Below are 20,476 nucleotides of genomic sequence, written 5' to 3'. Positions count from 1 at the left end.
GTCAGTAAGGAGCGCTTTATGGCTACGCTAGCACCTGATTCCACTGATCACGACATCCCAACGCATTGGAGCGAGGGAAACCCGACTGACGCCGAGCTGGCACACATCCCTGGCGAGGCAGGTCTGCCCCTCGTTGGCAACACCTTCAAGATGCTCGCCGACCCGCACGGTTTCGCACGAGACATGGTTGCGAAATACGGCAGGGTTTACAAAAACAAAGCGTTTGGCGGATGGAACGTCGCGCTGGTTGGAGCGGACGCTAACGAGCTCTTGCTCTTTGATCGCGGCAAGAATTTCTCATCCGAGCAAGGCTGGGGTCCAGTGCTCGATCAGCTGTTCCCGCGCGGGCTCATGCTGCTAGATTTCGATCATCACCGCGCTGATCGCCGCGCGCTTTCGATTGCCTTCAAACCCGAACCTATGCGCCACTATTGCGACGCTCTCAATCGCGGTATTGCCGAGCGGACAGAGACTTGGTCAAACGGCGAGATCAAGTTTTGGCCCGCAATCAAGCAGCTGACACTGGATCTCGCCGCTGATAGCTTCATCGGAATTCCTTGGGGGCCAGAGGCGGATCAGATCAACACCGCATTTGTCGATATGGTGCAGGCCTCGGTCGCACCGGTTCGCAAGCCATTGCCGTTCACCAAGATGAAGCGCGGTGTTGATGGGCGCGCATTCCTCGTCGATTTCTTCACCAAGGAAACGCACAAAAGACGTGAGACCGGCGGAGGGCAGGACATGTTCAGCCAATTCGCGACTGCTACGCGCGAGGATGGCTCACTCCTGCCGGTTGACGAAGTGGTCGACCACATGAACTTCCTGATGATGGCGGCGCATGACACAATCACATCGAGCGCGACCTCGATGATGTATTACTTCGCCCAGCAGCCCGAATGGCAGGAAAAAGTGCGCCAAGAAATACTGGCGGTCACGGGCGGGCTTGATGCTTCCGGCAAGCCACGGCCATTAAGCTATGATGATCTTGGCAAGCTCGAACTGACTGAGATGTTTTTCAAAGAAGTGTTGCGCTTCATCCCGCCCGTACCGTCAATGCCGCGCCGCGCGTTGCGCGAATTCGAGTTTGGTGGGTATCGCATACCTGCCGGACAGTTGGTGGGCATCAATATCCACTATGTCCATCACTCAGAAGAACATTGGGACAGCCCAGAAACCTTTGACCCAATGCGCTTCACTCCAGATCAGGTGAAGGCGCGCCACAAATATGCTTGGACGCCGTTTGGCGGCGGCGCGCATATGTGCATCGGGCTTCACTTTGCATATATGCAAATTAAGATACTCGCCGTCCAAGTGCTCAGCCGGTATCGTGTTGAAATGGCGGATGGCTACGAGCCAGACTGGCAGCCATGGCCGATCCCGATGCCCAAGGATGGGTTGAAGGTTGAGTTTAAGAAGATTTGAGTGACTGGGTTCGGTCGCAGAGCGACCGCAAGGCCGGTCGCTCGCAGCGATGCGATCTTTGATCGCGTAAGCGAGGATACCGCACGCCGGATGGCGTGCAAAGTAAACAAAATCCCCCTCAAAAATCCCAGGCTATGCCGTCTTTTTCCCAGTCGCCATAACGGGTTGGCGATAGTTCGCGCGGCTCATCCTTTTCTGGATCAACCGCCTTTGGTTTCGGCGGAGGATCATTGGTCCAGTGTGAGGGCTTTTCAAACTTCTTCACTGCTTTGAGCTTTTGCTTGGCCATACCTACACAACTACGCTGATTAGCATTGGTTTCAATCTAGCATCGCGTTAGGGGCCTCTATGGCTCAACCTGAAGGGATATACGCGCGTCGCGCGGCGTTGCGGTTACTGGATGCAGTGCTGCGGCGCGGCGAAACACTCGATCAGGCGTTTGGCGGGGCAACACGCGATGTTCGCAAGCCCGCTGACCGTGCGCTCGCGCGAGCAATCGTCAGTGAAAGCTTACGATGGTTGATGGATCTCGATACGCTGATCGACAGCGCAACTCAAAAACCGCTGCCCGATGACGCGAAACCCCGCATGGTTTTGCGAATGATGCTGGCGCAATGGCTGCGGCTGGGTACTCCGCCCCATGCCGTAATTGCGACGTGCCTGCCATTGCTTTCGGGCGGCCCCCGACGATTGGCGCACGGCGTGTTCTCGACGCTGGGCAAGCGCGAAGCTTCATTGCCCACAGCCCCAACCCTACCCGGCCAAATCGCAGAACGCTGGGGTGAGGGTGCCCGAAAGATCGCAGCAGGTTTGGCAGAACCCCCGCCACTTGATCTCACTTTGCGCGATCCTGAAGAAACCGCGCATTGGGTCAATCAGCTAAGCGGCGACAGCTATGCGCCGGGCCATGTCCGTTTGCCACGCGGCGAAGCAGTCGAGAAACTCGCTGGGTTTACTGAGGGGGCATGGTGGGTGCAGGATCTGGCTGCGAGCCTGCCTGCCCGTTTGCTTGGCGTTGGCAACGGTCGACACGTGTTGGACCTTTGCGCAGCACCCGGGGGCAAGACGATGCAGCTGGCAGCGACAGACTGGAAGGTAACCGCGCTCGACAATTCCAAGCGGCGGCTTGATCTCCTGAAAAGCAATCTGAAACGCACCAACCTGAAAGCGAGCCCAGTGCGGGCCGATGCGCGCACATGGGAACCCAAGCATCAATTCGATGCTATCCTGCTTGATGCGCCCTGCACTGCGACGGGCACGTGCCGTCGGCACCCCGATGTTCTGCACCGGATCGCCGCACGCCAAATTGAGGAAATGGCGGAGCTTCAGCGCGCGCTGCTCTTGCGGGCAGTTGAATGGCTCAAACCCGGCGGCGTTCTGGTTTATGCGGTCTGTTCTCTCGAACGCGAAGAGGGCGAGAAGCAAGCTGAATTGCTCAACGCGAATACCGATCTCACTCCGGCACCGATATTGTCGGATGAGCTGCCTGCAGGTCTTGTGTCCTCGGATGAGGGCTGGCTGCGCACGCACCCCGGATTATTGCCTGAATTAGGTGGGCTCGATGGGTTCTTTATCGGTCGGTGGACGAAACCCTAAATCTCTTCAAAATGCAGCGTAGCAATACAACATTGCTTATCATTCTGCGTGATTTGAATGGACATCGCGCCTTCGCAATGGTCAGTTTGTGCAATCGTGAATGGCGCGCCCAGCTCAACATAGTGTGTGAAGCGCATCTCTCCACCAGTGACACGAAATGGCTCGCCGTCGCGGCAAAGCGCGACAAATTGCATGGAAACCTCGGATAAATGGGTGGAGTTCACATGGTCGCCAGACCCATCAAGATATGGATGGCCGGGAGGCAGACCATTGCCTGCCGTGATCAATGCGTCAGCGCGCGGCACCACAGAGTCTTTCAAGCGAGACAGTAAAGGCAAGCCAAGCTTCTCAACGCCAATAAGCGCGGCGGGCGCATAGTCGAAACCCTTCTCACCGCCTTCTTCTGCAGCTTTGGATTTCGCCGTCGCGCGCCAGGCGGGAAAATCGCGCGTGCGGAATACAACGCCCTTGCCCTCAACCTCAAAAGCAAGTCGATCATCTGCATCAAACAGGGTCAGTCGATAGCTTAAGCGCTCATCGTTGCCAGGCTGCCTTCCGCCCTGAATCATTGTGCCCCGCACCGGTTGGCCTGCGCCTCGATCGCCGATCTCCCAACGCGTCCATGTGAGCGCGCTCCATTTCTTGGGATCGAATGTGCCGATCGCGGTTGATGCGCCGACGCTCGCCCAGAAATGCACTGCTTGCACCGCAGACGGGTGATGCACATCGAGCTGCAACCACGGCCAAGCTTCTGTGTCGGTCGAGCAACGAAATGCGACAGACCCGTCGGTGCGGAGCACATGATCATGGGTGAAGGATTTGGCCAGGGCGTTTGACATTGGCCTTTACACGCCAGCTTTAACTTTATTCTGAAAACTTTTGCGCAGCTTCATCAGTTTGGGCGGAATGGTTGCAAGGCAATAGGGGTTACGCTGGCCGTCCCCCTCCCAGTACTCCTGATGGTAGCCTTCCGCCGGGTACCATGTCGCAGGACCTTCTATGGTCGTAACCGCATCTCCCGAATTGTCCGCGTTCCACCGCGCAATCGCTGCTTCCGCTTCGGCCCGTTGGGCATCATCAAGCGGGAAAATGGCGCTGCGATATTGTGTTCCAATATCATTGCCCTGACGGTTCAGCTGGGTTGGATCATGTGTGCCCATGAAAACATCGAGCAGTTCGGCGTAAGAGATTGCGCCAGGATCAAAGGTCACACGAACGGCCTCCGCATGGCCAGTCGTACCGGAGCATACCTCTTTGTAGGTTGGATCAGCTTTGTCGCCGCCAATATAGCCGCTTTCGACTGCCTTCACGCCCACCACATCGTTCATGACTGCCTCTGTGCACCAGAAGCATCCGCCAGCAATGATGGCCTGGCCTTGTGACTGTTCGCTCATCGATATCTCCTTTGCCCTGGTCGAGTAGGGGCAGATAGGGAGCGGAACCCAGCTTGTCATCCAGCGTTCCATCAGCGATAGCAATCTGTGCAAGACAACCCCGGTAATTCGGGAACATACCCGTGAAAGGCTCAAACCAATGCGTTCACTTCTTTTCGCCGCCGCTGCTCTTCCTCTCGCACTGGCATCGGCCCCTGCGGTCGCTGACGGACACGGGGCGCATTCCGCATCTCTTTCGGAAGTCCTGGCGCATGAACGCCGCGACGATGACCGCGCTCGGGATCAATATCGCAATCCTGCAGAAACGCTGGCTTTTTTCCAGATCGAGCCATCTCATACGGTCGTGGAATATGGGCCTGGTGGCGGATGGTACACCCGCGTGCTTGCTCCCTACGTTATGGCCAGCGGCAAATATATTGCGATCAACCAAGACAGTGACAGGCGGAGTTATCGCAACCGCACACAAGAGGCACGGACGAAGGGCTGGACAGAGCGTTTCAAGACTGGCCTTGCGGAAGCCATGGGTATGGAAGCCGATGCTGTTACGGCATACGAAACGGACGAAATCCCCGAAGACATGGCAGGAACTGCGGATCGCGCCTTGATCTTTCGCTCCATGCATGGACTTGCGAATGGCAATCGCGCTGACGAAGTGCTCGGCGCTATTCGTATAATGCTGAAAGATGACGGCATGGTTGGTGTCGTTCAGCACCGCGCACCCGAGGGCGCGAGCTTCGATGATTACAGCCCGGCATCAGGCTATATGCCGACTGAGCGTGTGTTGGCGATCTTCGAAGCCGCCGGTTTCGAGCTGGTCGAATCTTCAGAAATCAATGCAAACCCCAATGACCCGGCCAATTGGGAGCGCGGAGTTTGGACGCTGCCTCCGGTACTTGCAACCGGCGAAGATGACCCCAAACGCAGCGAATATCTCGCCATTGGTGAGAGCGATCGCATGACGTTGTTGTTCAAGAAAGCCAATTGAACGAACGCTTCACGGGACACATTCGGGGAATTTCAATGCGCAAGCTGACACTGGTACTCGCCCCACTTACAATACTGGCACTGACTGCCGGGTGCACTCAGGCCGAGGTTGAAGAGCCTGCTGGTGATGAGGCAACCGCGGCAGATACCGCGTTAAGCGAGGTTCTTGCGGCGGATTTGCGGGCAGAAGACACAGCACGCGATGTCCACCGCAATCCGGCAGAGACACTGGCATTCTTCCAGATCGCACCTGATCAGACGATCATTGAATATGCGCCAGGCTGGTGGATGGTATACTCGCATTCTCGCGCCTTATCTGGCGAATAATGGTCAGTACATCGCCGTCAGCTTCCCGCCGGAAGCCGGGGCAAGCCTAGGTGACGGATTTGTGCAGCGCGTTCGAAAAGGGGGCGAGACATTCTCAGCCACCCAGTCAGAAGCGCTCGGCATCCCGGCAGAAAAACTGCCTTTCTATTTTGGCAATGCTGTTCCCGATGATCTCGATGGCACGGTCGACCGCGTCTTGATTTTCCGGATGATGCATAACCTCAAGCGTTGGGACATAGACGAAAGCGAGATTGCGACGTTGCGCGATACTCTGAAACCCGATGGGATGCTGGGCGTGGTGCAGCACCGCGCCAAAGCCGATGCGCCCGATGCATATGTCGATGGGAATGCAGGCTACCTCAAGCAGGATGAGATGATCGCGTTTTTCGAGGCTAATGGCTTTGAGCTTGTCGATACATCGGAAGTGAATGCCAATCCCAACGACCCCGCTGATCATGAAGGTGGTGTGTGGACGCTGCCGCCATCATTTGGCTTTGGCAATCAATCTGAAGAAGAAATGGCCAGATATCGCGAAATTGGCGAGACCGACCGCATGACCTTGCTTTTCAAGAAATCGGCTTAATCCGAAGCGGGTGGCTTATGCGCAATGTGACTATAGCCGCCCTGCAGCTGCCATTGGGCCAAAAAGACGAGGCGGATAATATCGCCGCCGTCGGTGAGTTGGTCGAGCACGCGGCGGCGCGCGGTGCAGAAATTGTTCTACCGCCGGAATTGTTCTCTGGCCCCTATTTTTGCCAGCGGGAGGATGAGGCGTTGTTTGCTCTCGCACGACCAACGCTGGAGCACCCCTCCGTCATCGCGATGCGCAAGCTAGCGGCCAAAACCAAGGTCGCAATTCCAGTCAGCTTCTTCGAGCGTGACGGCCATCACTATTACAACACCATCGCGATGGTTGATCATAATGGCGATGTGATGGGCACGTATCGCAAGAGCCACATTCCCGATGGCCCCGGATATGAAGAGAAATTCTATTTCCGCCCGGGAAATGATGGCTTCAAAGTGTGGGATGTTGCGGGCACGCGGATCGGCGTCGGCATTTGCTGGGATCAATGGTATCCGGAGGCAGCGCGCGCGATGGCATTGATGGGGGCCGAGCTACTGTTCTATCCCACTGCGATTGGGTCAGAGCCCTATGATGATGATCTCGACACCAGCCGGATGTGGCAGCGCGCCATGCAGGGGCACGCAGTCTCAAATTGCATGCCAGTGATCGCCGCCAACCGCATTGGTAAGGAAGGCGGCCAAGCATTTTACGGGCACAGCTTTGTCACCAATGAGTGGGGGGACATCGTCTGCGGCTTTGGCCCGGACGATGAAGGCGTGTTGGTCGCAACACTCGATTTGGACGAAGCAGCAAAGCACCGTGCCGGCATGGGCTTCTTTCGCGACCGTCGCCCTCAACTCTATGGGCGGCTTTGCGAAGACATTTGACGGAGCGAACCCATCACTATGTGATCGCATTGGGCAGCAATATGCGCTCAGCGCGCTTCGGCTCACCACGCCAAATTGTGCGCGAAGCTCTTCAGCACCTCGCCACCGAAGGCGCCGAGGTGATCGCGACTTCTACGATCATGCGAAGCCGGCCAATCGGCCCCTCACAAAGAGACTTCGCTAACGCTGCGGCGCTCATCGCCAGCCCACTCGCACCTATGGCCATGCTCACTATGCTTAAAAGGATCGAGCACCGTTTTGGCCGCAGACGTCGCGGACAAGCTTGGCGCAGGAGGATTCTTGATCTTGATATTGTGCTGTGGGACGGCGGGCTTTTCAGCACACCTAGCTTGCAAATACCCCATCCCGCCTTTCGCGAACGCGACTTTGTCTTGAGCCCCGTGGCCGAGATTGCGGGCAATTGGCGGGACCCGAAAAGCGGACTTTCTGTCCGACACCTAAATGCACGCTTGACCCGCGGGCGCACCCTGCCTAGGTGACGCGCCCGCACCTGATGCGTTTGCGCGGTGATTCCGCGCATCTGTGGGGGCCCTTAGCTCAGTCGGTAGAGCAACTGACTTTTAATCAGTAGGTCGCTGGTTCGAACCCAGCAGGGCTCACCATCCATTTCTATCAAACATCGATTACCGGAGTCTCCCTCACGGAGGTGGAAATTGTGCCCGCAATTCCGGGGCTTTGCACCCGTTAGAGTTCGCGTTGCCGATAACAGAGACGCAATGACCTACCAATTCTCGCTTGAAATGCGCGAAGTTCTCCGCGGTCGATTTAGTGACCTACTGCTTGGATTTCAGGAGGTTGGGAAGCAGAGCGCGTCGCGCTGATCGGCAAAGCGGATTGGTAAGTCTCCCATCCGCCAGAGGTTACGAGCACTCAGGCCCTTGGGCTGACTGCCCCTCAGAATGCATCGGATGATCGCAGGATCGAGATAGCTAAGCTTGGCAAGCCGCTGGAGATGGCGAAGTCTAGTGGTCTTGGTAGACTGAGCGGCCTCCTCATCCATTTGGAGCAGCTCCTCCCTTGCCGCAAACGCGCGGCCAAGCAGTTCAACGAGCCTGTCGTCCTTCACCGCTAGATCAGGCTCGGATGGCTGCAGGCGGAGCCGCGGCTCGTGACCATAGCTCTGTCGATCGAGAGCGATTTGGAAACTTGCTTCAACTTGTTCGGCATCCTCGTTGGTGGTCGCACCCAACGCGGCGGTAGGATCAAAGCTTCCCAAGACAAACTGGTCGCTTACCGAAACGTGTAGCCCAATCCGTGAGAGCGTGAGGCTTGCCGCGCTGACCGGAAGTTGTTCGATATCATTGGCCAACTGCTCGGCTTTGCCAAAGACGGCCCTCTTCTCATCAGCGGTCCGTGACGCGACCAACTTTTGTATATTGGCATCAGTCCTTAACCATTTCGCGACAGCACGACGGACGGCCTGTTCGATCTCGCTTGCAGGAAGACGAAGTGCGGGTGCTCCAGCATCGCCATTCATGTTTGAGGCATAGTATGTGTAACGCCGGCCATGGTTTTGCGTGTGGGTGGGAGACATGGGCCGCCCACGGTGATCGCGGATCATTCCTGCCAGCAATGCCAAGCGTCGTTTAGGACCCGCGGTCGATCCAGATGAGGAGCGCGCCTTTAGCTTCTCTTGGACCGCATCGAACGTCTCTTTGTCGACGATAGCGTCGTGGAGGCCGGGAAAGGTTTTGTCCTTGTGCCGTACCTTGCCGACGTAGAGTGGATTGGAAAGTAGCCAGGTCAGCGACCCTCGCTTGAACGGATTGCCACCCTTCGCGTTGCCTCTTTTGGAGACATACCGCTTGCTAACAATGCCATCGCGTCTCAGGTCGCCAACGAGTGTTCTGATTGATTCTGCCTCGAGATAGCGGCACATGATCTCTCGGACTGTCTCAGCTTCCCTCGGGATGACGACGAGCTTTCGATCTACAGCCCTGTAACCGAGCGGAACACTGCCCCCCATCCACATGCCCTTGGCTTTTGATGCGGCGATCTTGTCTCGGATCCGTTCGGCTCCGACCTCACGTTCAAATTGCGCGAATGACAACAGCACATTGAGCGTCAGCCGTCCCATCGAACTGGTGGTCGAGAACGCCTGCGTCACGCTCACGAAGGATGCCTCTGCCTCATCTAGAACGTCTACGATTTTGGCGAAGTCAGCGAGGCTGCGAGTGAGCCGGTCAATCTTGTAGACGACGACCACGTCGATCTTGCCCGATCGAACATCGTCTAGAAGCTGTTGCAGCGCTGGCCGTTCGAGCGTGCCGCCAGAGTGACCACCATCATCGTAGAGTTCGGGCAGCAGCGACCAGCCCTCATGCTGCTGGCTAAGGATATATGCCGCGCATGCCTCGCGCTGCGCATCGAGACTGTTGAAGTCCTTATCCAGGCCCTCATCGGTCGACTTGCGCGTGTAGATCGCGCAGCGAAGCTTCTTCTCTGCTCTAGCCATTGGCTGCCACCTTCAGTTCGCCGAGGCGCGGACTGTTTAGTCCAAAGAAGCGCGGGCCTGACCATTTTGCTCCAGTGATATGAGAAGCGACCGCGCTCAGGGAGCCGAACATCTGTCCGCGATACTCGCATCCACTTTCCAGCACGACAACCTCATGAACCTCTCCATGCCAGGTTCGTGATAGCCACGTGCCGGGCTTGGCCTCAGTTGATACTCGGCCTTCTTTGCGGCGTTCATCTTTGCGACCGCGTGCACCAAGCTGCCGAAGCTCAACCTTTGTGAGTTTGCCGGCCTCGGGTTCCTGTAAGCGAGCCGCTAGGGCTCTTCTCATTAGAGCAAGGCCTAAAGCAGGAGGTGCAGGGATCCCATATGTGTTGCGCCAAGCAGCTCGTAGTTCCGATGGTGTCATTTCCTCGGTGGCGGCGATCCTCTCTTCGATATCCATGACTGCATGGATGCTCGAACTCGGGCACTAGTCGAGTGCTTTCTGGCAGCTTGCGTTCTTTCCAGTGGACTTGCGGCGACGTTCGAGCATTGCGGTGGTCATGGACGACATAGACCGTGAACTCATCAACCTGCTCTGCACCAAAATTGGCATGCTGATGGAAGATCACAGCGCGCTGGCGTTGACGCTGAGAGCTCAATCCCAAGGCGAACAGAACACCGCTATCGATGAGCTGGCTCACGCCTCGACGAAGATCGCAAAGCTAGTTGCTGCTGCTCAATCCATCGCAGAATGACTGCAATGCGCCCCAATCCAAGACAGAATCACCCAAGTGTCCGTCGTCATGACATTTGGCACAGACTGAGAGTTGATCGTTTGGAGGACTGGCCTCGTCTGTTGGTTTCAGTTTAGGCGGCTAGCTTGCGGTGAAGCAAGCGGCGATGTTTTAGCGTCTTTTGTTTGATCCTTTCTCTTCGCTTGATGATGGCTGCGGCTCTACCGAAGTAGACGTCGGCAGGTGTGACGTTGTCGAGGCTCTCGTGATAGCGCTGATGGTTGTAATGCTCGACGAACGCTTTGATTTGGTTTTCTAGATCGCCTGGCAGGAAGTAGTTCTCCAGCAGAACACGGTTCTTGAGCGTCTGATGCCAGCGCTCGATCTTGCCTTGGGTCTGCGGATGGAAGGGCGCGCTTCGCACGTGATCCATCTTCTTGGCGCTGATGTAATCAGCCAGCTCTCCAGCGATGTAACAGGGACCGTTGTCCGATAGCAGGCGCGGCTTATGCAGCACATTGGCATGGCTACAGTCTGAAGCAGTAAGAGCCATATCGAGGGTCTCAGTGACGTCTTCGGCTCGCATGGTGGTGCACAGCTTCCAGCTGATGATGTAGCGCGAGTAATCATCGAGCACGGTGGAGAGGTACATCCAGCCCCACCCGATGATCTTGAAGTAGGTGAAGTCCGTCTGCCACATCTCGTTCGGTCGCATGGTTTGCGTGTGGAACTGGTCTGCCGCCTTGATCACCGTGTAAGCAGGACTGGTGATCAGATCATGAGCCCTCAGAAGTCGGTAAACGGTCGCTTCAGAGACGAAGTAGCGCTTCTCATCAGTGAAGCGCACCGCAAGTTCACGCGGACTGAGCTCGCTATGCTCCAGCGCCATATCAACGATCTGGTCCTGCACTTCGGGCGCAATGCGGTTCCATACCCTGCTTGGCGTTGAGGGACGATCCTTGAGCGCCTCAGGCCCGCCTTCTAGGTAGCGGTCATACCAGCGGTAGAAGGTCCGCCGCGCCACGCCGAGCTGATCCAGCGTGCGCTTGGCAGGCAGATGTGACTGCTCGACCAGCTTGATGATCTCCAGCTTCTCAGATGCAGGGTATCTCATGCGTCGTCTCCCCCAAGCCCGGTCATGCTTTTTTGAGCAACCGGTTCTCCAGGGTCAGATCAGCAACACACTCCTTCAGATCACGCGCCTCATTACGCAGATCCTTCACCTCATCCGTGGTCGCAGCACGGGCTGTATCGCCAGCAAGACGGCGTTTACCCGCTTCCATGAATTCCTTCGACCAGGTGTAATACAGGCTTTGCGCGATCCCTTCACGGCGGCACAGCTCAGCAATGCTATCATCGCCGCGCAGACCTTCCAATACGATCCTGATCTTGTCTTCGGCTGAGAAGTGCCGCCGCGTCCGACGGCGGATGTCCTTCACAACCTGCTCCGCAGGTTGCTTCGACTTCGACTTTTTGGTTCTCATCTTCGTTCCTTCGTCACTACGACGAGAACCAAAACTCTCCTAAACTTCAACCGCTAATCTGTGCCATAGGTGCTGACGGGGAACACCTGTAGGTTACGAGGACCAGGTCAACCTCTATGCATATGTTGGCAATGATCCTATCAACAACACCGATCCGACTGGGATGTATATCTGCAGCAGCTGCAGCGGCAGAAGCTCAGATGGTGTACTAGGAGGAACTGGCGGTCAGGAAATTCTGAAGAAACAAAGAGGCGTAAATTCTGCGAACACAACGCCGGATGGTGGAAGGTCAGGCACCCCTGGCGTTGGACACAATGGCGGTCCGCCCCTTGACGAAGAATCCCTTGGGAAAAGGTTTTTAGAGGGGGCACTACGGCTAGCCTCTAGACTTGGAGGTGCCGTAGTTGCTGCCGTCTGGTCAGAACCAGCTTCTGCGCCAGCACCCACTTTAAGTCCTTCGGAGCAGGCTCAGTCACTTGAGAATGTACTTGGTAACCCAAAAATGTTGACAGGCGAAGGGCCGGGAGTTTTTAATCGTATCACCAATCCCGAAGGTTGGAGGCGCACCACGCTTAGTCGCGGTACAAATAAGGGTGCTGGACTCAAATTTGAGAAGTTAAACCCAAGAGGGCAACCGACCGGCGTCAACATACGGTACAATCCGACCGCTAGGCACCACAAAGAATTCGGAGATAACGGCTATTGGGTGGTAAACTCAGGCCATGGTAACATAAGAGTGGTGGGGCAATGATATACTAGGAGATAGACTTCTCATGAGAAAGATCGAGCGGTTGCGAGAGATTGCCTTAGTACTTGCATCTGAAGAAGAAGAGATTGAGAATTTTCTCAATAGCGGCGATCTAACTGTGGATCACAAGGAAGATCTGGCCGAAGACTTGGACATCGCTTTAGCCGCCTTGGACCTAACTAATTTACTCGAGGTTGGTGAGCTATCCGAAATCGGTGCCAAGTCCATATTAGAAATAAACTCAATTTTTGAGGATCATTCGACACCTAAGCAGAGTGAATTCTGGCGCTTCGGTTCGCCCAAATATTCTAGTGAGTGGTCACGAATAAAAACACTCGCTAAGCGTTTTCTGAGTGATGTAAATGATTCTGACACTGGATGACTGCCACGCCATTGGGTGCATGTTCTGAGTCATATCTGGACTGCCTTGGGATAGGTTGTTTCTTGCAGCAGATTGAGTAGATGTGTTTTTTGCGAACCCCAAATTTCAGCCAACCACTCTAAATCGTCTTTTCGTATCTATTGTCATCCGAGTGATCATCTATGAGTGGGCTTTGCCGACAGGCTATCACCCCCTTCGATGGAGCATACTCTTGGCAAACAATAAGATTGGTGAGAATTTGGCGCGGGAATGGAAAAATGAGAAGTTTGCGAAGGAGCTTCAGGAAGCGTTAGCCTACGCAAAGGAAGACCAGTCAAAGATTCTCGACCAATTGCACGAGTTTGCTAGCGAGGGCTCTGCACTCGCCAAAACCTTTCTGGGAGAGGCCTATCTGTTCCCCGTCAGCACCTATGGCACAGATTAGCGGTTGAAGTTTAGGAGAGTTTTGGTTCTCGTCGTAGTGACGAAGGAACGAAGATGAGAACCAAAAAGTCGAAGTCGAAGCAACCTGCGGAGCAGGTTGTGAAGGACATCCGCCGTCGGACGCGGCGGCACTTCTCAGCCGAAGACAAGATCAGGATCGTATTGGAAGGTCTGCGCGGCGATGATAGCATTGCTGAGCTGTGCCGCCGTGAAGGGATCGCGCAAAGCCTGTATTACACCTGGTCGAAGGAATTCATGGAAGCGGGTAAACGCCGTCTTGCTGGCGATACAGCCCGTGCTGCGACCACGGATGAGGTGAAGGATCTGCGTAATGAGGCGCGTGATCTGAAGGAGTGTGTTGCTGATCTGACCCTGGAGAACCGGTTGCTCAAAAAAAGCATGACCGGGCTTGGGGGAGACGACGCATGAGATACCCTGCATCTGAGAAGCTGGAGATCATCAAGCTGGTCGAGCAGTCACATCTGCCTGCCAAGCGCACGCTGGATCAGCTCGGCGTGGCGCGGCGGACCTTCTACCGCTGGTATGACCGCTACCTAGAAGGCGGGCCTGAGGCGCTCAAGGATCGTCCCTCAACGCCAAGCAGGGTATGGAACCGCATTGCGCCCGAAGTGCAGGACCAGATCGTTGATATGGCGCTGGAGCATAGCGAGCTCAGTCCGCGTGAACTTGCGGTGCGCTTCACTGATGAGAAGCGCTACTTCGTCTCTGAAGCGACCGTTTACCGACTTCTGAGGGCTCATGATCTGATCACCAGTCCTGCTTACACGGTGATCAAGGCGGCAGACCAGTTCCACACGCAAACCATGCGACCGAACGAGATGTGGCAGACGGACTTCACCTACTTCAAGATCATCGGGTGGGGCTGGATGTACCTCTCCACCGTGCTCGATGATTACTCGCGCTACATCATCAGCTGGAAGCTGTGCACCACCATGCGAGCCGAAGACGTCACTGAGACCCTCGATATGGCTCTTACTGCTTCAGACTGTAGCCATGCCAATGTGCTGCATAAGCCGCGCCTGCTATCGGACAACGGTCCCTGTTACATCGCTGGAGAGCTGGCTGATTACATCAGCGCCAAGAAGATGGATCACGTGCGAAGCGCGCCCTTCCATCCGCAGACCCAAGGCAAGATCGAGCGCTGGCATCAGACGCTCAAGAACCGTGTTCTGCTGGAGAACTACTTCCTGCCAGGCGATCTAGAAAACCAAATCAAAGCGTTCGTCGAGCATTACAACCATCAGCGCTATCACGAGAGCCTCGACAACGTCACACCTGCCGACGTCTACTTCGGTAGAGCCGCAGCCATCATCAAGCGAAGAGAAAGGATCAAACAAAAGACGCTAAAACATCGCCGCTTGCTTCACCGCAAGCTAGCCGCCTAAACTGAAACCAACAGACGAGGCCAGTCCTCCAAACGATCAACTCTCAGTCTGTGCCAAATGTCATGACGACGGACACATCCGCTGTCCCAACCTCATCCCGGTGTTCATGTCGTTTTCCACACACGGAACGAAAGAGTGATCGCCATGCATTTCTATATCACTGAACAGAGAATTACCGAACGTTTGTTGAGCGCGCGAAGGCGACAAGAGAGAACTCAATAGAGTGGTTGTAAGCCGTAGCGTGAATGTCCGCTCCCACCCCCAAGAGCAGCCTTCATTCAATCCCAGTGCTCCAGCCATGAGCTGACTGGCGGATTCGGCGGCTCAGTCACCCAACAGCGGCTAGTCAGCTTCCGACCCAGATGCGGACGTTAACCCACTCTCGCGAAAAGCCGAGCTTGCATTACCACAACAAGACGAATGAACTCGGGCGACGAGTTGAAGCGTTTGAATGGGCTACCTAGATTGGCACTCGACTTACGGCTCATGACTCGCCGATAGAGGGGGTGCGCTTGGATTGCCACTTTAGCCTGACAAGGCCAATCAAATGATCAGAACCTCAAAAATTGGGCCAGAAAAAACTCCGGCTTCGCCTTCTTCAAAGTGCTCTTTCCATACTTCGTATCCGGCTTGGAAATCTGCTGAAACGACTCTATCGTCTATCGGCCCACTAACTTGAATTCTAAAGCCGGCCTCTGAAAACGGTGCATGCGATATAACTTCGTCAAACTCGGAATCTAAGACAGCGATATGGACGATGTCTTCACCACACCGCTTCTCAATCTTTCCAATTTGGCAATAAAATTTTCTGTCATTGTGTGGCTTCAGTATCTCGAAAATTTGACCATCATTCACTTTCCTATTCATCCTCTAATTTCTTTGTGGGGAACTGCGTGATGTTTTTGCCCTTACTATCCCGCACAGAAACATTTGTTCGCTCCCCGTTTGTGCCTATGTCACGTTTGAAATCCTTTTCAAGGCGTGTTCTTCCCCCAGGTTGCTTCTGCACCCGATCAGGATTTTTCTCTGTTCGTTCTCGAAGCTTGTCTACTTGATTGGGTTTCTTAAACTTACTTTTCCCAGGAAACTTCTTTCTGTTGATATGCCGGTTGTCGGTATGTTTCGTTAACTTGCTAACGCCCTTGCAAGGCTTGCAAGCCGTCAATGCGACACCGACGACCGCATTTTCTATACTTGGATTTTCGACCGCGTTGATTGCATCCCCAACAAGGAATTCTCCAAATGCCTCAATGGCAGCACCAATAGCACTATCTATAGCGCTAGATTGGGGATTATCTGGCCCGATTTGTTTTCCAGTGCCAATTAGGTCCCGCGAACAACCATTGAGATGGCACCCCTCCTTTCCAGTCGGGTCCACCGAGTTAATCGGATCGTTTGCGACGTATGCATAGAGGTTAACGTTGTCTTCGTAGCCGATGGGATCGGTTTGGAGGAACCTGCCGAGGGTGGGTGAGTAGATGCGGGCCTTGTAGTAATAAAGGCCGATCTCTGGCAGCCATGCCTGCCCGGTATACTGAAACCGCCCGGTATTGGTCGCGGCGGGCACGCCATAGGGATCATAGGTGTTTACCCCGAGCGAGTTGCTCCACCAATTGGCCCATCCGACGACTGAACCGCGCGCGTCAACCTTGGGGAACCGAGAACTGGCTTGGTCGACTGCAGAGCCCTCAAACCAAGCGATCGGATCATCTGCACCAGGGTTTGGCCCATGCACATAGCGACGCAACATCGTACCTGACGTATTGTATTCTGCTATCAGGGCGTCCCCATCATAAACGAAGTCGGTATTCGTAGTACCGGGTTTGTTGGAGGTTTTCCGATAAAGGCGGCCCAACGGGTCGTAGTAGAGATGTGTTGTGTAACCACTGCCGATAACCCGGACCAAGCGGTTCTCAAGGTCATAAAGGTATGTGTTGGTTCCATCGGATGTTAGGTTGCCATTGGCATCATAAGTGAAGTTGTTGCCGCCAGCGCCGGTATACTGGTTAAGACCATTCGTCGTGTAATTCGTGGTCGTGCCGGTGGGGCCTGCCCAGGTATATGCATCATTGGTCTGGCTCTCACTAGCGATCTGCGAAGCCGGGTTGCGAGTAAAATCCCATGTCACATCGCGCCAAGTGCCGCTCATGTCGAGCTTTAGCTGAGAGAGCCTGCCAATGGGATCATAGGTGAAGTCTTGGTATCCCGCCTGTTGGAGCCGGGTCATCTCATTGCGGTCATTGCGGATGTAACGCGCAAATATGGAACCGCTCGAGAGCTTGACGTCATAGAGCGAATTGTCCGCGCGATAGACATAATCAAAATACTGGTTATCCGGGTACTTGATGCGCGTGCGATTGCCCGCTTTGTCATAATAGTACCATTGGCTTCGCGGCGTACTGGTCGTGTCATAGACGCTCGTCATCCGGCCATATCGATCGTAATAAAACACCGGCCCTAGCCCTGACAGCGAGTTAAACCGTGCTCGCGTTTGAAGCCCACGAATGTCGTATTGGTAGAACACGTCGCGTGTATGCAGCGGATCAAGCCCGGCACGCTCAGGCACAGTCTTGCGCGTCACTCGATTGAGGTTGTCATACGTATACGTGATGGTGCTGCCATCGCGCTTGCGCAGCGCGGTACGGTTGCCATTGGCGTCGTGGCTATATTGCTCATAGTCCGATGTGTTGATGATGCCTGGCGTTGTTTTGGATGGGAAATACCAGCGGCGCATCCGATCAAAGCCGTCATAGACCCATTGCGCCTTGTAACCCCGCGCATCGGTCATGCTACGCTGCAAACCATTGGTCGTATAGGTGTATGTCGCATAGTCGCGCTGCAACGACGTCCCAACACCCTGCTGGATCTTGGTAACCCGGCTTTCAGTGTCGTAGATGTTTTTGGTGATCCGGTCCGTTTGATCAGCTGGTGTGCCTGGATCGAGTGTACATGCGCTTGAGGGTAGCGATGAGTTCACCACTGGACGCATACGCACGGCGGTACAATCCAAACGTCCTCGGGCATCGTGACTGTATTGCGTGACGGCATAGGTCGTATGCCCATGATCATTCACTCGATCAAAGGTCTTGCGACGATTGTTATCGTAATAGTGCAACGTGTAGCTGAAGCGTGTCCAGCCATTGCCTGCTGCATCGTTGACCCGTCCAATTTCGACCTTGGTTGGCTGATCATCGGCATCGCGATAGGTTGTTTTGGTTGCCTGACGATAGCCCGCCTGACCCTTGGCACCGATTTCCCAGATGCGGCGACCAATCACATCATATTTGTAGTAGGTCGCATCATCGCTGCCAGCCAATGGACCATCCATCGACAACATGCGGCCTGCATTGTCGTAGGTGTAAGTCGTGGTCAGCGGGGTATTGTTAGCGCCATCGGTGATCGTTTCGCTGAGCGGAAGGCTGGTAGCGCCAAAATACGTCCACTTGCGTACGAAAGAGCTGGCAGTTCCGCATGTTAATTCATTGCCGTTTACGTCAGTCTCACACACCTCCTCTTTCAGCAGGCGAGATTGACATCGCGGCGGTCCTGAAGGCCCAATTGGATGGAGGTGGGGCATGTCTCACCATTAATCGGTGCAATTCCCGACCAAGTATGCTTCACCTTTCGACGTTTGTTCTGGTCATTGGCTGGGTCAAGTTGGGTAAGCATCCCGCCATGAACTGGATCCCAGGTGTAGTCGGTCTGATTTCCTTTGCCGTCCCTTATCCAAGTAGGTCGATAACAAAGGAAACCAAGTGTTCCACAGCCAGTATTTGGATAGGAGGCGGACTGGGTAATTGGCGACTGCCCAGACCCGGGTTTTGGCGTGTCAGTCTTTAGGGTGATGTTCCCACGGACGTTATAGCTTACCGAAGTAGAGTTACCCTCAGGATACGTAACTCCGCTGAGCCTTTGCGCCCCTGTGTATTGATAGGTGGTTTGGCGGCCTTGCGAATCAGTAATCGACTCAATGCGTCGCCGCGGCGGATGATACTCACCTGTGGTCGATTGGATGTTGGTAACATCAACAAACTGATAAAACCCATCGGGTCCGGTGATCGTGATGTCGTGGATCGCGCCAATCGGCCATGGCGAGCCTGGGGGCTGAAACCAGGAATTGTCAGGTGTTGAGACGTAAGTATATGTGACACCGTCGCTGGTGACTGTGCGGGTGTTGCTGCCTTGCTGGCGGAAAGTGTCAAAGTTATCAGTGGTTTCTGTCGGCAGCTTCATGCGGCTCCCACGATGCTCAGGGCGCGTCGGATAAATATCTGGATTACAGATGCAATTGAAAACGCGGCCCGCAATGTCCACCACGGTGTTGGCACTGTAATCATGCGATGCGAGCACCACCGAAGGATTTGTACTTTGAACTATCTCGGCACGTTTTAATTGCCCCCAGCTGGCCACTGCCGAGTTGGACCAATAAGTAAAGCGCAACTCATAGCCTGAAGCGCTTTTCGCAACCGAGGGGCGGTGCCGCAAAATACCTCCAATGCTTTTTGCGTCGTACTCGATTTGGATGTCAGCACCACCGGGCGCAGTAATCTCCTGTGATAAAAACTTCTTGATTGGTTGTGGGAGCGTGCCGCCGGCCGGCTCGGTTTCGAGATCAAACCGGATCATCAAACCAGTGCTACCAGCCCGATAAGTAACTCCCCCTAGTCCAATGACGTCGCCTGGGTAGAGCGGCCCCTCGGGAGAAGGGGGGCACGATGCACCAGAGCAATTTGGAGGAGGTGGCGAATTGGGTGTATTCTCGCCTCCCTCGGCATCGAACAACATACCCCCCGTCCCGTTGGAGGCATAACATATCTCAAGGGAGCATTGAGCAAATTCATCGGAAGCAAGCCTGCCCGCCGAGATCGTATAAACATTCGGTTCAAAACCATCTGCAGGTACATCTCCAGTGGTTACTTCGAGAATGGGAATGAAGTCAGCGAGATCACGAAACGCCAATTCCGGCGCTGCCGGAATAGACAATGTGGGCATTTGCGGAGTGGCGACATTGTTACTGACGAGATCGATGCCATGCGGGTCTTGGTAGACATCAAGAGGTTCAATTTGTTGAGCGCCGGCTATCGAAGCTGTTGTGATCGCGGCGACAGCGCTGAAATAACTGACGCTTTTCAAGGCAGCATGCTTTAGCGTTTTCAATGGTAGTGCCCTTGATGATATTCAGAATTTGAGGGTAGCCGCGCACATCGGTGTGCTGACCTCATTTAAACGAGCGGAATTCGCCCATCCGCGACCTATTGCTTGGCGGATGACGGTTTTATGAAGGTGGAGATGGGGTAGGCGTGCTGGTGCCAGTATCGACGCAACTTGCCGCTGTTCCATTAGATGTTGTTTTGTATTGAACGCGGTTGCCCGAAGCATCATAGCAAATTGAATGGGTATGGTTGTTTTTCTGACCACCGGCAGTCTTCGCCTTCACTAGACGGCCCAAAGCGTCATAAGTGTAGGTTTTCGTACTCGATTGCGCGATTGCATGCGAGGTAGTCGCTAAGCACGCCAGACTCGCTGTCGACAATAGCAATGATCGAATCATAGTCCCCAAACCCCCTATATAATTGTTCACGAATAATTTTCGAACGTCAGAACGCCAAGTCAAGTGTGCAGTAAAAGCGAACCGTGCGCATTTACTGTACGTTTGCGACAAC

At 54.8% G+C, this 20,476-nt stretch carries 20 protein-coding genes and 1 tRNA gene; 12 read left to right on the top strand and 9 right to left on the bottom strand.

Annotated elements, in window-relative coordinates; genetic code table 11:
• Positions 1-18 precede the first annotated feature (18 nt).
• Positions 19-1,422 carry a cytochrome P450 gene (locus ACZ1GM_RS03515; protein WP_472677780.1) on the top strand — a complete coding sequence of 468 codons (1,404 nt, stop codon included), beginning with the start codon at positions 19-21 and terminating at the stop codon, positions 1,420-1,422.
• Between the two features lie 118 nt (positions 1,423-1,540).
• Here the strand turns inward: ACZ1GM_RS03515 and ACZ1GM_RS03510 are convergent, their stop codons facing one another.
• Positions 1,541-1,711: a DUF1674 domain-containing protein gene (locus tag ACZ1GM_RS03510; RefSeq protein ID WP_472677779.1), complete on the bottom strand. Its 171-nt coding sequence runs from the start codon at positions 1,709-1,711 to the stop codon at positions 1,541-1,543.
• A gap of 59 nt (positions 1,712-1,770) precedes the next feature.
• On the opposite strand from ACZ1GM_RS03510, the gene ACZ1GM_RS03505 reads away from it, so the two are divergent.
• A complete protein-coding gene (locus tag ACZ1GM_RS03505) occupies positions 1,771-3,018 on the top strand; it encodes an RsmB/NOP family class I SAM-dependent RNA methyltransferase (RefSeq protein WP_472677778.1) in 1,248 nt (415 codons plus the stop codon).
• Here ACZ1GM_RS03505 and ACZ1GM_RS03500 read toward each other — a convergent pair.
• Together ACZ1GM_RS03500 and msrA are read right to left on the bottom strand one after the other, a co-directional pair.
• A complete protein-coding gene (locus ACZ1GM_RS03500; protein WP_472677777.1) occupies positions 3,015-3,857 on the bottom strand; it encodes a hypothetical protein in 843 nt (280 codons plus the stop codon). The two genes, ACZ1GM_RS03505 and ACZ1GM_RS03500, sit on opposite strands and share 4 nt — an antisense overlap.
• 6 nt (positions 3,858-3,863) lie before the next feature.
• Positions 3,864-4,412, bottom strand: a complete 549-nt coding sequence (gene msrA / locus ACZ1GM_RS03495) for a peptide-methionine (S)-S-oxide reductase MsrA (protein WP_472677776.1) — start codon at positions 4,410-4,412, stop codon at positions 3,864-3,866.
• Between the two features lie 139 nt (positions 4,413-4,551).
• Between msrA and ACZ1GM_RS03490 the strand changes: the two genes are divergently transcribed.
• The 6 genes from ACZ1GM_RS03490 (at position 4,552) to ACZ1GM_RS03465 (ending at position 7,798) form a co-directional block, all read left to right on the top strand.
• Entirely contained in the window at positions 4,552-5,397 is an 846-nt protein-coding gene (locus ACZ1GM_RS03490) for a class I SAM-dependent methyltransferase (protein ID WP_472677775.1), read from the top strand.
• Positions 5,398-5,432: 35 nt separating this feature from the next.
• The gene (locus ACZ1GM_RS03485; protein WP_472677774.1) at positions 5,433-5,723 is read left to right on the top strand and encodes a hypothetical protein; all 291 of its coding nucleotides are present in this window, start codon (positions 5,433-5,435) and stop codon (positions 5,721-5,723) included.
• The gene (locus tag ACZ1GM_RS03480) at positions 5,662-6,306 is read left to right on the top strand and encodes a class I SAM-dependent methyltransferase (protein WP_472677773.1); all 645 of its coding nucleotides are present in this window, start codon (positions 5,662-5,664) and stop codon (positions 6,304-6,306) included. Before ACZ1GM_RS03485 ends, ACZ1GM_RS03480 begins: the two co-directional genes overlap by 62 nt.
• Positions 6,307-6,323: 17 nt before the next feature.
• Positions 6,324-7,175: an N-carbamoylputrescine amidase gene (aguB, locus tag ACZ1GM_RS03475; RefSeq protein ID WP_472677772.1), complete on the top strand. Its 852-nt coding sequence runs from the start codon at positions 6,324-6,326 to the stop codon at positions 7,173-7,175.
• 20 nt (positions 7,176-7,195) lie between these two features.
• Positions 7,196-7,675, top strand: a complete 480-nt coding sequence (gene folK / locus ACZ1GM_RS03470; RefSeq protein ID WP_472678620.1) for a 2-amino-4-hydroxy-6-hydroxymethyldihydropteridine diphosphokinase — start codon at positions 7,196-7,198, stop codon at positions 7,673-7,675.
• 47 nt (positions 7,676-7,722) lie between these two features.
• Positions 7,723-7,798, top strand: a tRNA-Lys gene (locus ACZ1GM_RS03465).
• Between the two features lie 185 nt (positions 7,799-7,983).
• On the opposite strand, the gene ACZ1GM_RS03460 is transcribed toward ACZ1GM_RS03465, so the two are convergent.
• Together ACZ1GM_RS03460 and ACZ1GM_RS03455 are read right to left on the bottom strand one after the other, a co-directional pair.
• Positions 7,984-9,651: a recombinase family protein gene (locus tag ACZ1GM_RS03460; protein ID WP_472677771.1), complete on the bottom strand. Its 1,668-nt coding sequence runs from the start codon at positions 9,649-9,651 to the stop codon at positions 7,984-7,986.
• On the bottom strand, positions 9,644-10,096 hold the full coding sequence (locus tag ACZ1GM_RS03455; RefSeq protein WP_472677770.1) for a DUF2924 domain-containing protein: 453 nt from the start codon (positions 10,094-10,096) through the stop codon (positions 9,644-9,646). Before ACZ1GM_RS03455 ends, ACZ1GM_RS03460 begins: the two co-directional genes overlap by 8 nt.
• Before the next feature lie 100 nt (positions 10,097-10,196).
• Between ACZ1GM_RS03455 and ACZ1GM_RS03450 the strand changes: the two genes are divergently transcribed.
• A complete protein-coding gene (locus tag ACZ1GM_RS03450) occupies positions 10,197-10,391 on the top strand; it encodes a hypothetical protein (RefSeq protein WP_472677769.1) in 195 nt (64 codons plus the stop codon).
• Positions 10,392-10,503: 112 nt separating this feature from the next.
• Here the strand turns inward: ACZ1GM_RS03450 and ACZ1GM_RS03445 are convergent.
• Positions 10,504-11,854 (bottom strand): IS3 family transposase gene (locus ACZ1GM_RS03445; protein WP_472676197.1). Its coding sequence is split into 2 segments (ribosomal slippage): positions 10,504-11,518 and positions 11,517-11,854, totalling 1,353 coding nucleotides; the frame shifts between segments, so codons are not numbered across the junction.
• A 773-nt stretch (positions 11,855-12,627) separates the two neighbouring features.
• On the opposite strand from ACZ1GM_RS03445, the gene ACZ1GM_RS03440 reads away from it, so the two are divergent.
• The 3 genes from ACZ1GM_RS03440 to ACZ1GM_RS03430 all read left to right on the top strand — a co-directional run bounded on the left by ACZ1GM_RS03440 (position 12,628) and on the right by ACZ1GM_RS03430 (position 14,813).
• Complete coding sequence (locus ACZ1GM_RS03440; RefSeq protein WP_472677768.1) at positions 12,628-12,984, top strand: hypothetical protein; 357 nt, start codon at positions 12,628-12,630, stop codon at positions 12,982-12,984.
• Between the two features lie 211 nt (positions 12,985-13,195).
• Complete coding sequence (locus tag ACZ1GM_RS03435) at positions 13,196-13,408, top strand: hypothetical protein (protein ID WP_472677767.1); 213 nt, start codon at positions 13,196-13,198, stop codon at positions 13,406-13,408.
• A gap of 53 nt (positions 13,409-13,461) precedes the next feature.
• Positions 13,462-14,813, top strand: a protein-coding gene (locus tag ACZ1GM_RS03430; RefSeq protein ID WP_472676197.1) for an IS3 family transposase whose coding sequence is annotated in 2 segments (ribosomal slippage) — positions 13,462-13,798 and positions 13,798-14,813 — 1,353 coding nt in all. Because the reading frame shifts where the segments join, the coding sequence is not laid out codon by codon here.
• A gap of 543 nt (positions 14,814-15,356) precedes the next feature.
• Here the strand turns inward: ACZ1GM_RS03430 and ACZ1GM_RS03425 are convergent.
• The 3 genes from ACZ1GM_RS03425 to ACZ1GM_RS03415 are packed head-to-tail and all read right to left on the bottom strand — an operon-like array spanning position 15,357 to position 19,970.
• Positions 15,357-15,680, bottom strand: coding sequence for a hypothetical protein (locus tag ACZ1GM_RS03425; protein WP_472677766.1), 324 nt, complete (start codon positions 15,678-15,680; stop codon positions 15,357-15,359).
• The gene (locus ACZ1GM_RS03420; protein WP_472677765.1) at positions 15,673-18,321 is read right to left on the bottom strand and encodes an RHS repeat-associated core domain-containing protein; all 2,649 of its coding nucleotides are present in this window, start codon (positions 18,319-18,321) and stop codon (positions 15,673-15,675) included. The genes ACZ1GM_RS03425 and ACZ1GM_RS03420 overlap by 8 nt, the downstream gene beginning before the upstream one ends.
• An 8-nt stretch (positions 18,322-18,329) precedes the next feature.
• A complete protein-coding gene (locus tag ACZ1GM_RS03415; RefSeq protein WP_472677764.1) occupies positions 18,330-19,970 on the bottom strand; it encodes a hypothetical protein in 1,641 nt (546 codons plus the stop codon).
• Positions 19,971-20,476: the final 506 nt, after the last annotated feature.

Source organism: Qipengyuania sp. JB2-7 (assembly GCF_055693485.1).
The sequence above is the reverse complement of the archived record's forward strand: the minus strand, read 5'-3'. Positions and strand labels throughout refer to the sequence as shown.

What these genes read in the sequence shown, in the direction of transcription:
- ACZ1GM_RS03510 (WP_472677779.1), bottom strand. Translation starts at nt 1,711, where the DNA reads ATGGCCAAGCAAAAGCTCAAAGCAGTGAAGAAGTTTGAAAAGCCCTCA.
- ACZ1GM_RS03460 (WP_472677771.1), bottom strand. Translation starts at nt 9,651, where the DNA reads ATGGCTAGAGCAGAGAAGAAGCTTCGCTGCGCGATCTACACGCGCAAG.
- ACZ1GM_RS03505 (WP_472677778.1), top strand. Translation starts at nt 1,771, where the DNA reads ATGGCTCAACCTGAAGGGATATACGCGCGTCGCGCGGCGTTGCGGTTA.
- ACZ1GM_RS03500 (WP_472677777.1), bottom strand. Translation starts at nt 3,857, where the DNA reads ATGTCAAACGCCCTGGCCAAATCCTTCACCCATGATCATGTGCTCCGC.
- aguB (WP_472677772.1), top strand. Translation starts at nt 6,324, where the DNA reads ATGCGCAATGTGACTATAGCCGCCCTGCAGCTGCCATTGGGCCAAAAA.
- ACZ1GM_RS03515 (WP_472677780.1), top strand. Translation starts at nt 19, where the DNA reads ATGGCTACGCTAGCACCTGATTCCACTGATCACGACATCCCAACGCAT.
- ACZ1GM_RS03455 (WP_472677770.1), bottom strand. Translation starts at nt 10,096, where the DNA reads ATGGATATCGAAGAGAGGATCGCCGCCACCGAGGAAATGACACCATCG.
- ACZ1GM_RS03425 (WP_472677766.1), bottom strand. Translation starts at nt 15,680, where the DNA reads ATGAATAGGAAAGTGAATGATGGTCAAATTTTCGAGATACTGAAGCCA.
- ACZ1GM_RS03490 (WP_472677775.1), top strand. Translation starts at nt 4,552, where the DNA reads ATGCGTTCACTTCTTTTCGCCGCCGCTGCTCTTCCTCTCGCACTGGCA.
- msrA (WP_472677776.1), bottom strand. Translation starts at nt 4,412, where the DNA reads ATGAGCGAACAGTCACAAGGCCAGGCCATCATTGCTGGCGGATGCTTC.
- ACZ1GM_RS03440 (WP_472677768.1), top strand. Translation starts at nt 12,628, where the DNA reads ATGAGAAAGATCGAGCGGTTGCGAGAGATTGCCTTAGTACTTGCATCT.
- ACZ1GM_RS03485 (WP_472677774.1), top strand. Translation starts at nt 5,433, where the DNA reads ATGCGCAAGCTGACACTGGTACTCGCCCCACTTACAATACTGGCACTG.
- ACZ1GM_RS03450 (WP_472677769.1), top strand. Translation starts at nt 10,197, where the DNA reads ATGGACGACATAGACCGTGAACTCATCAACCTGCTCTGCACCAAAATT.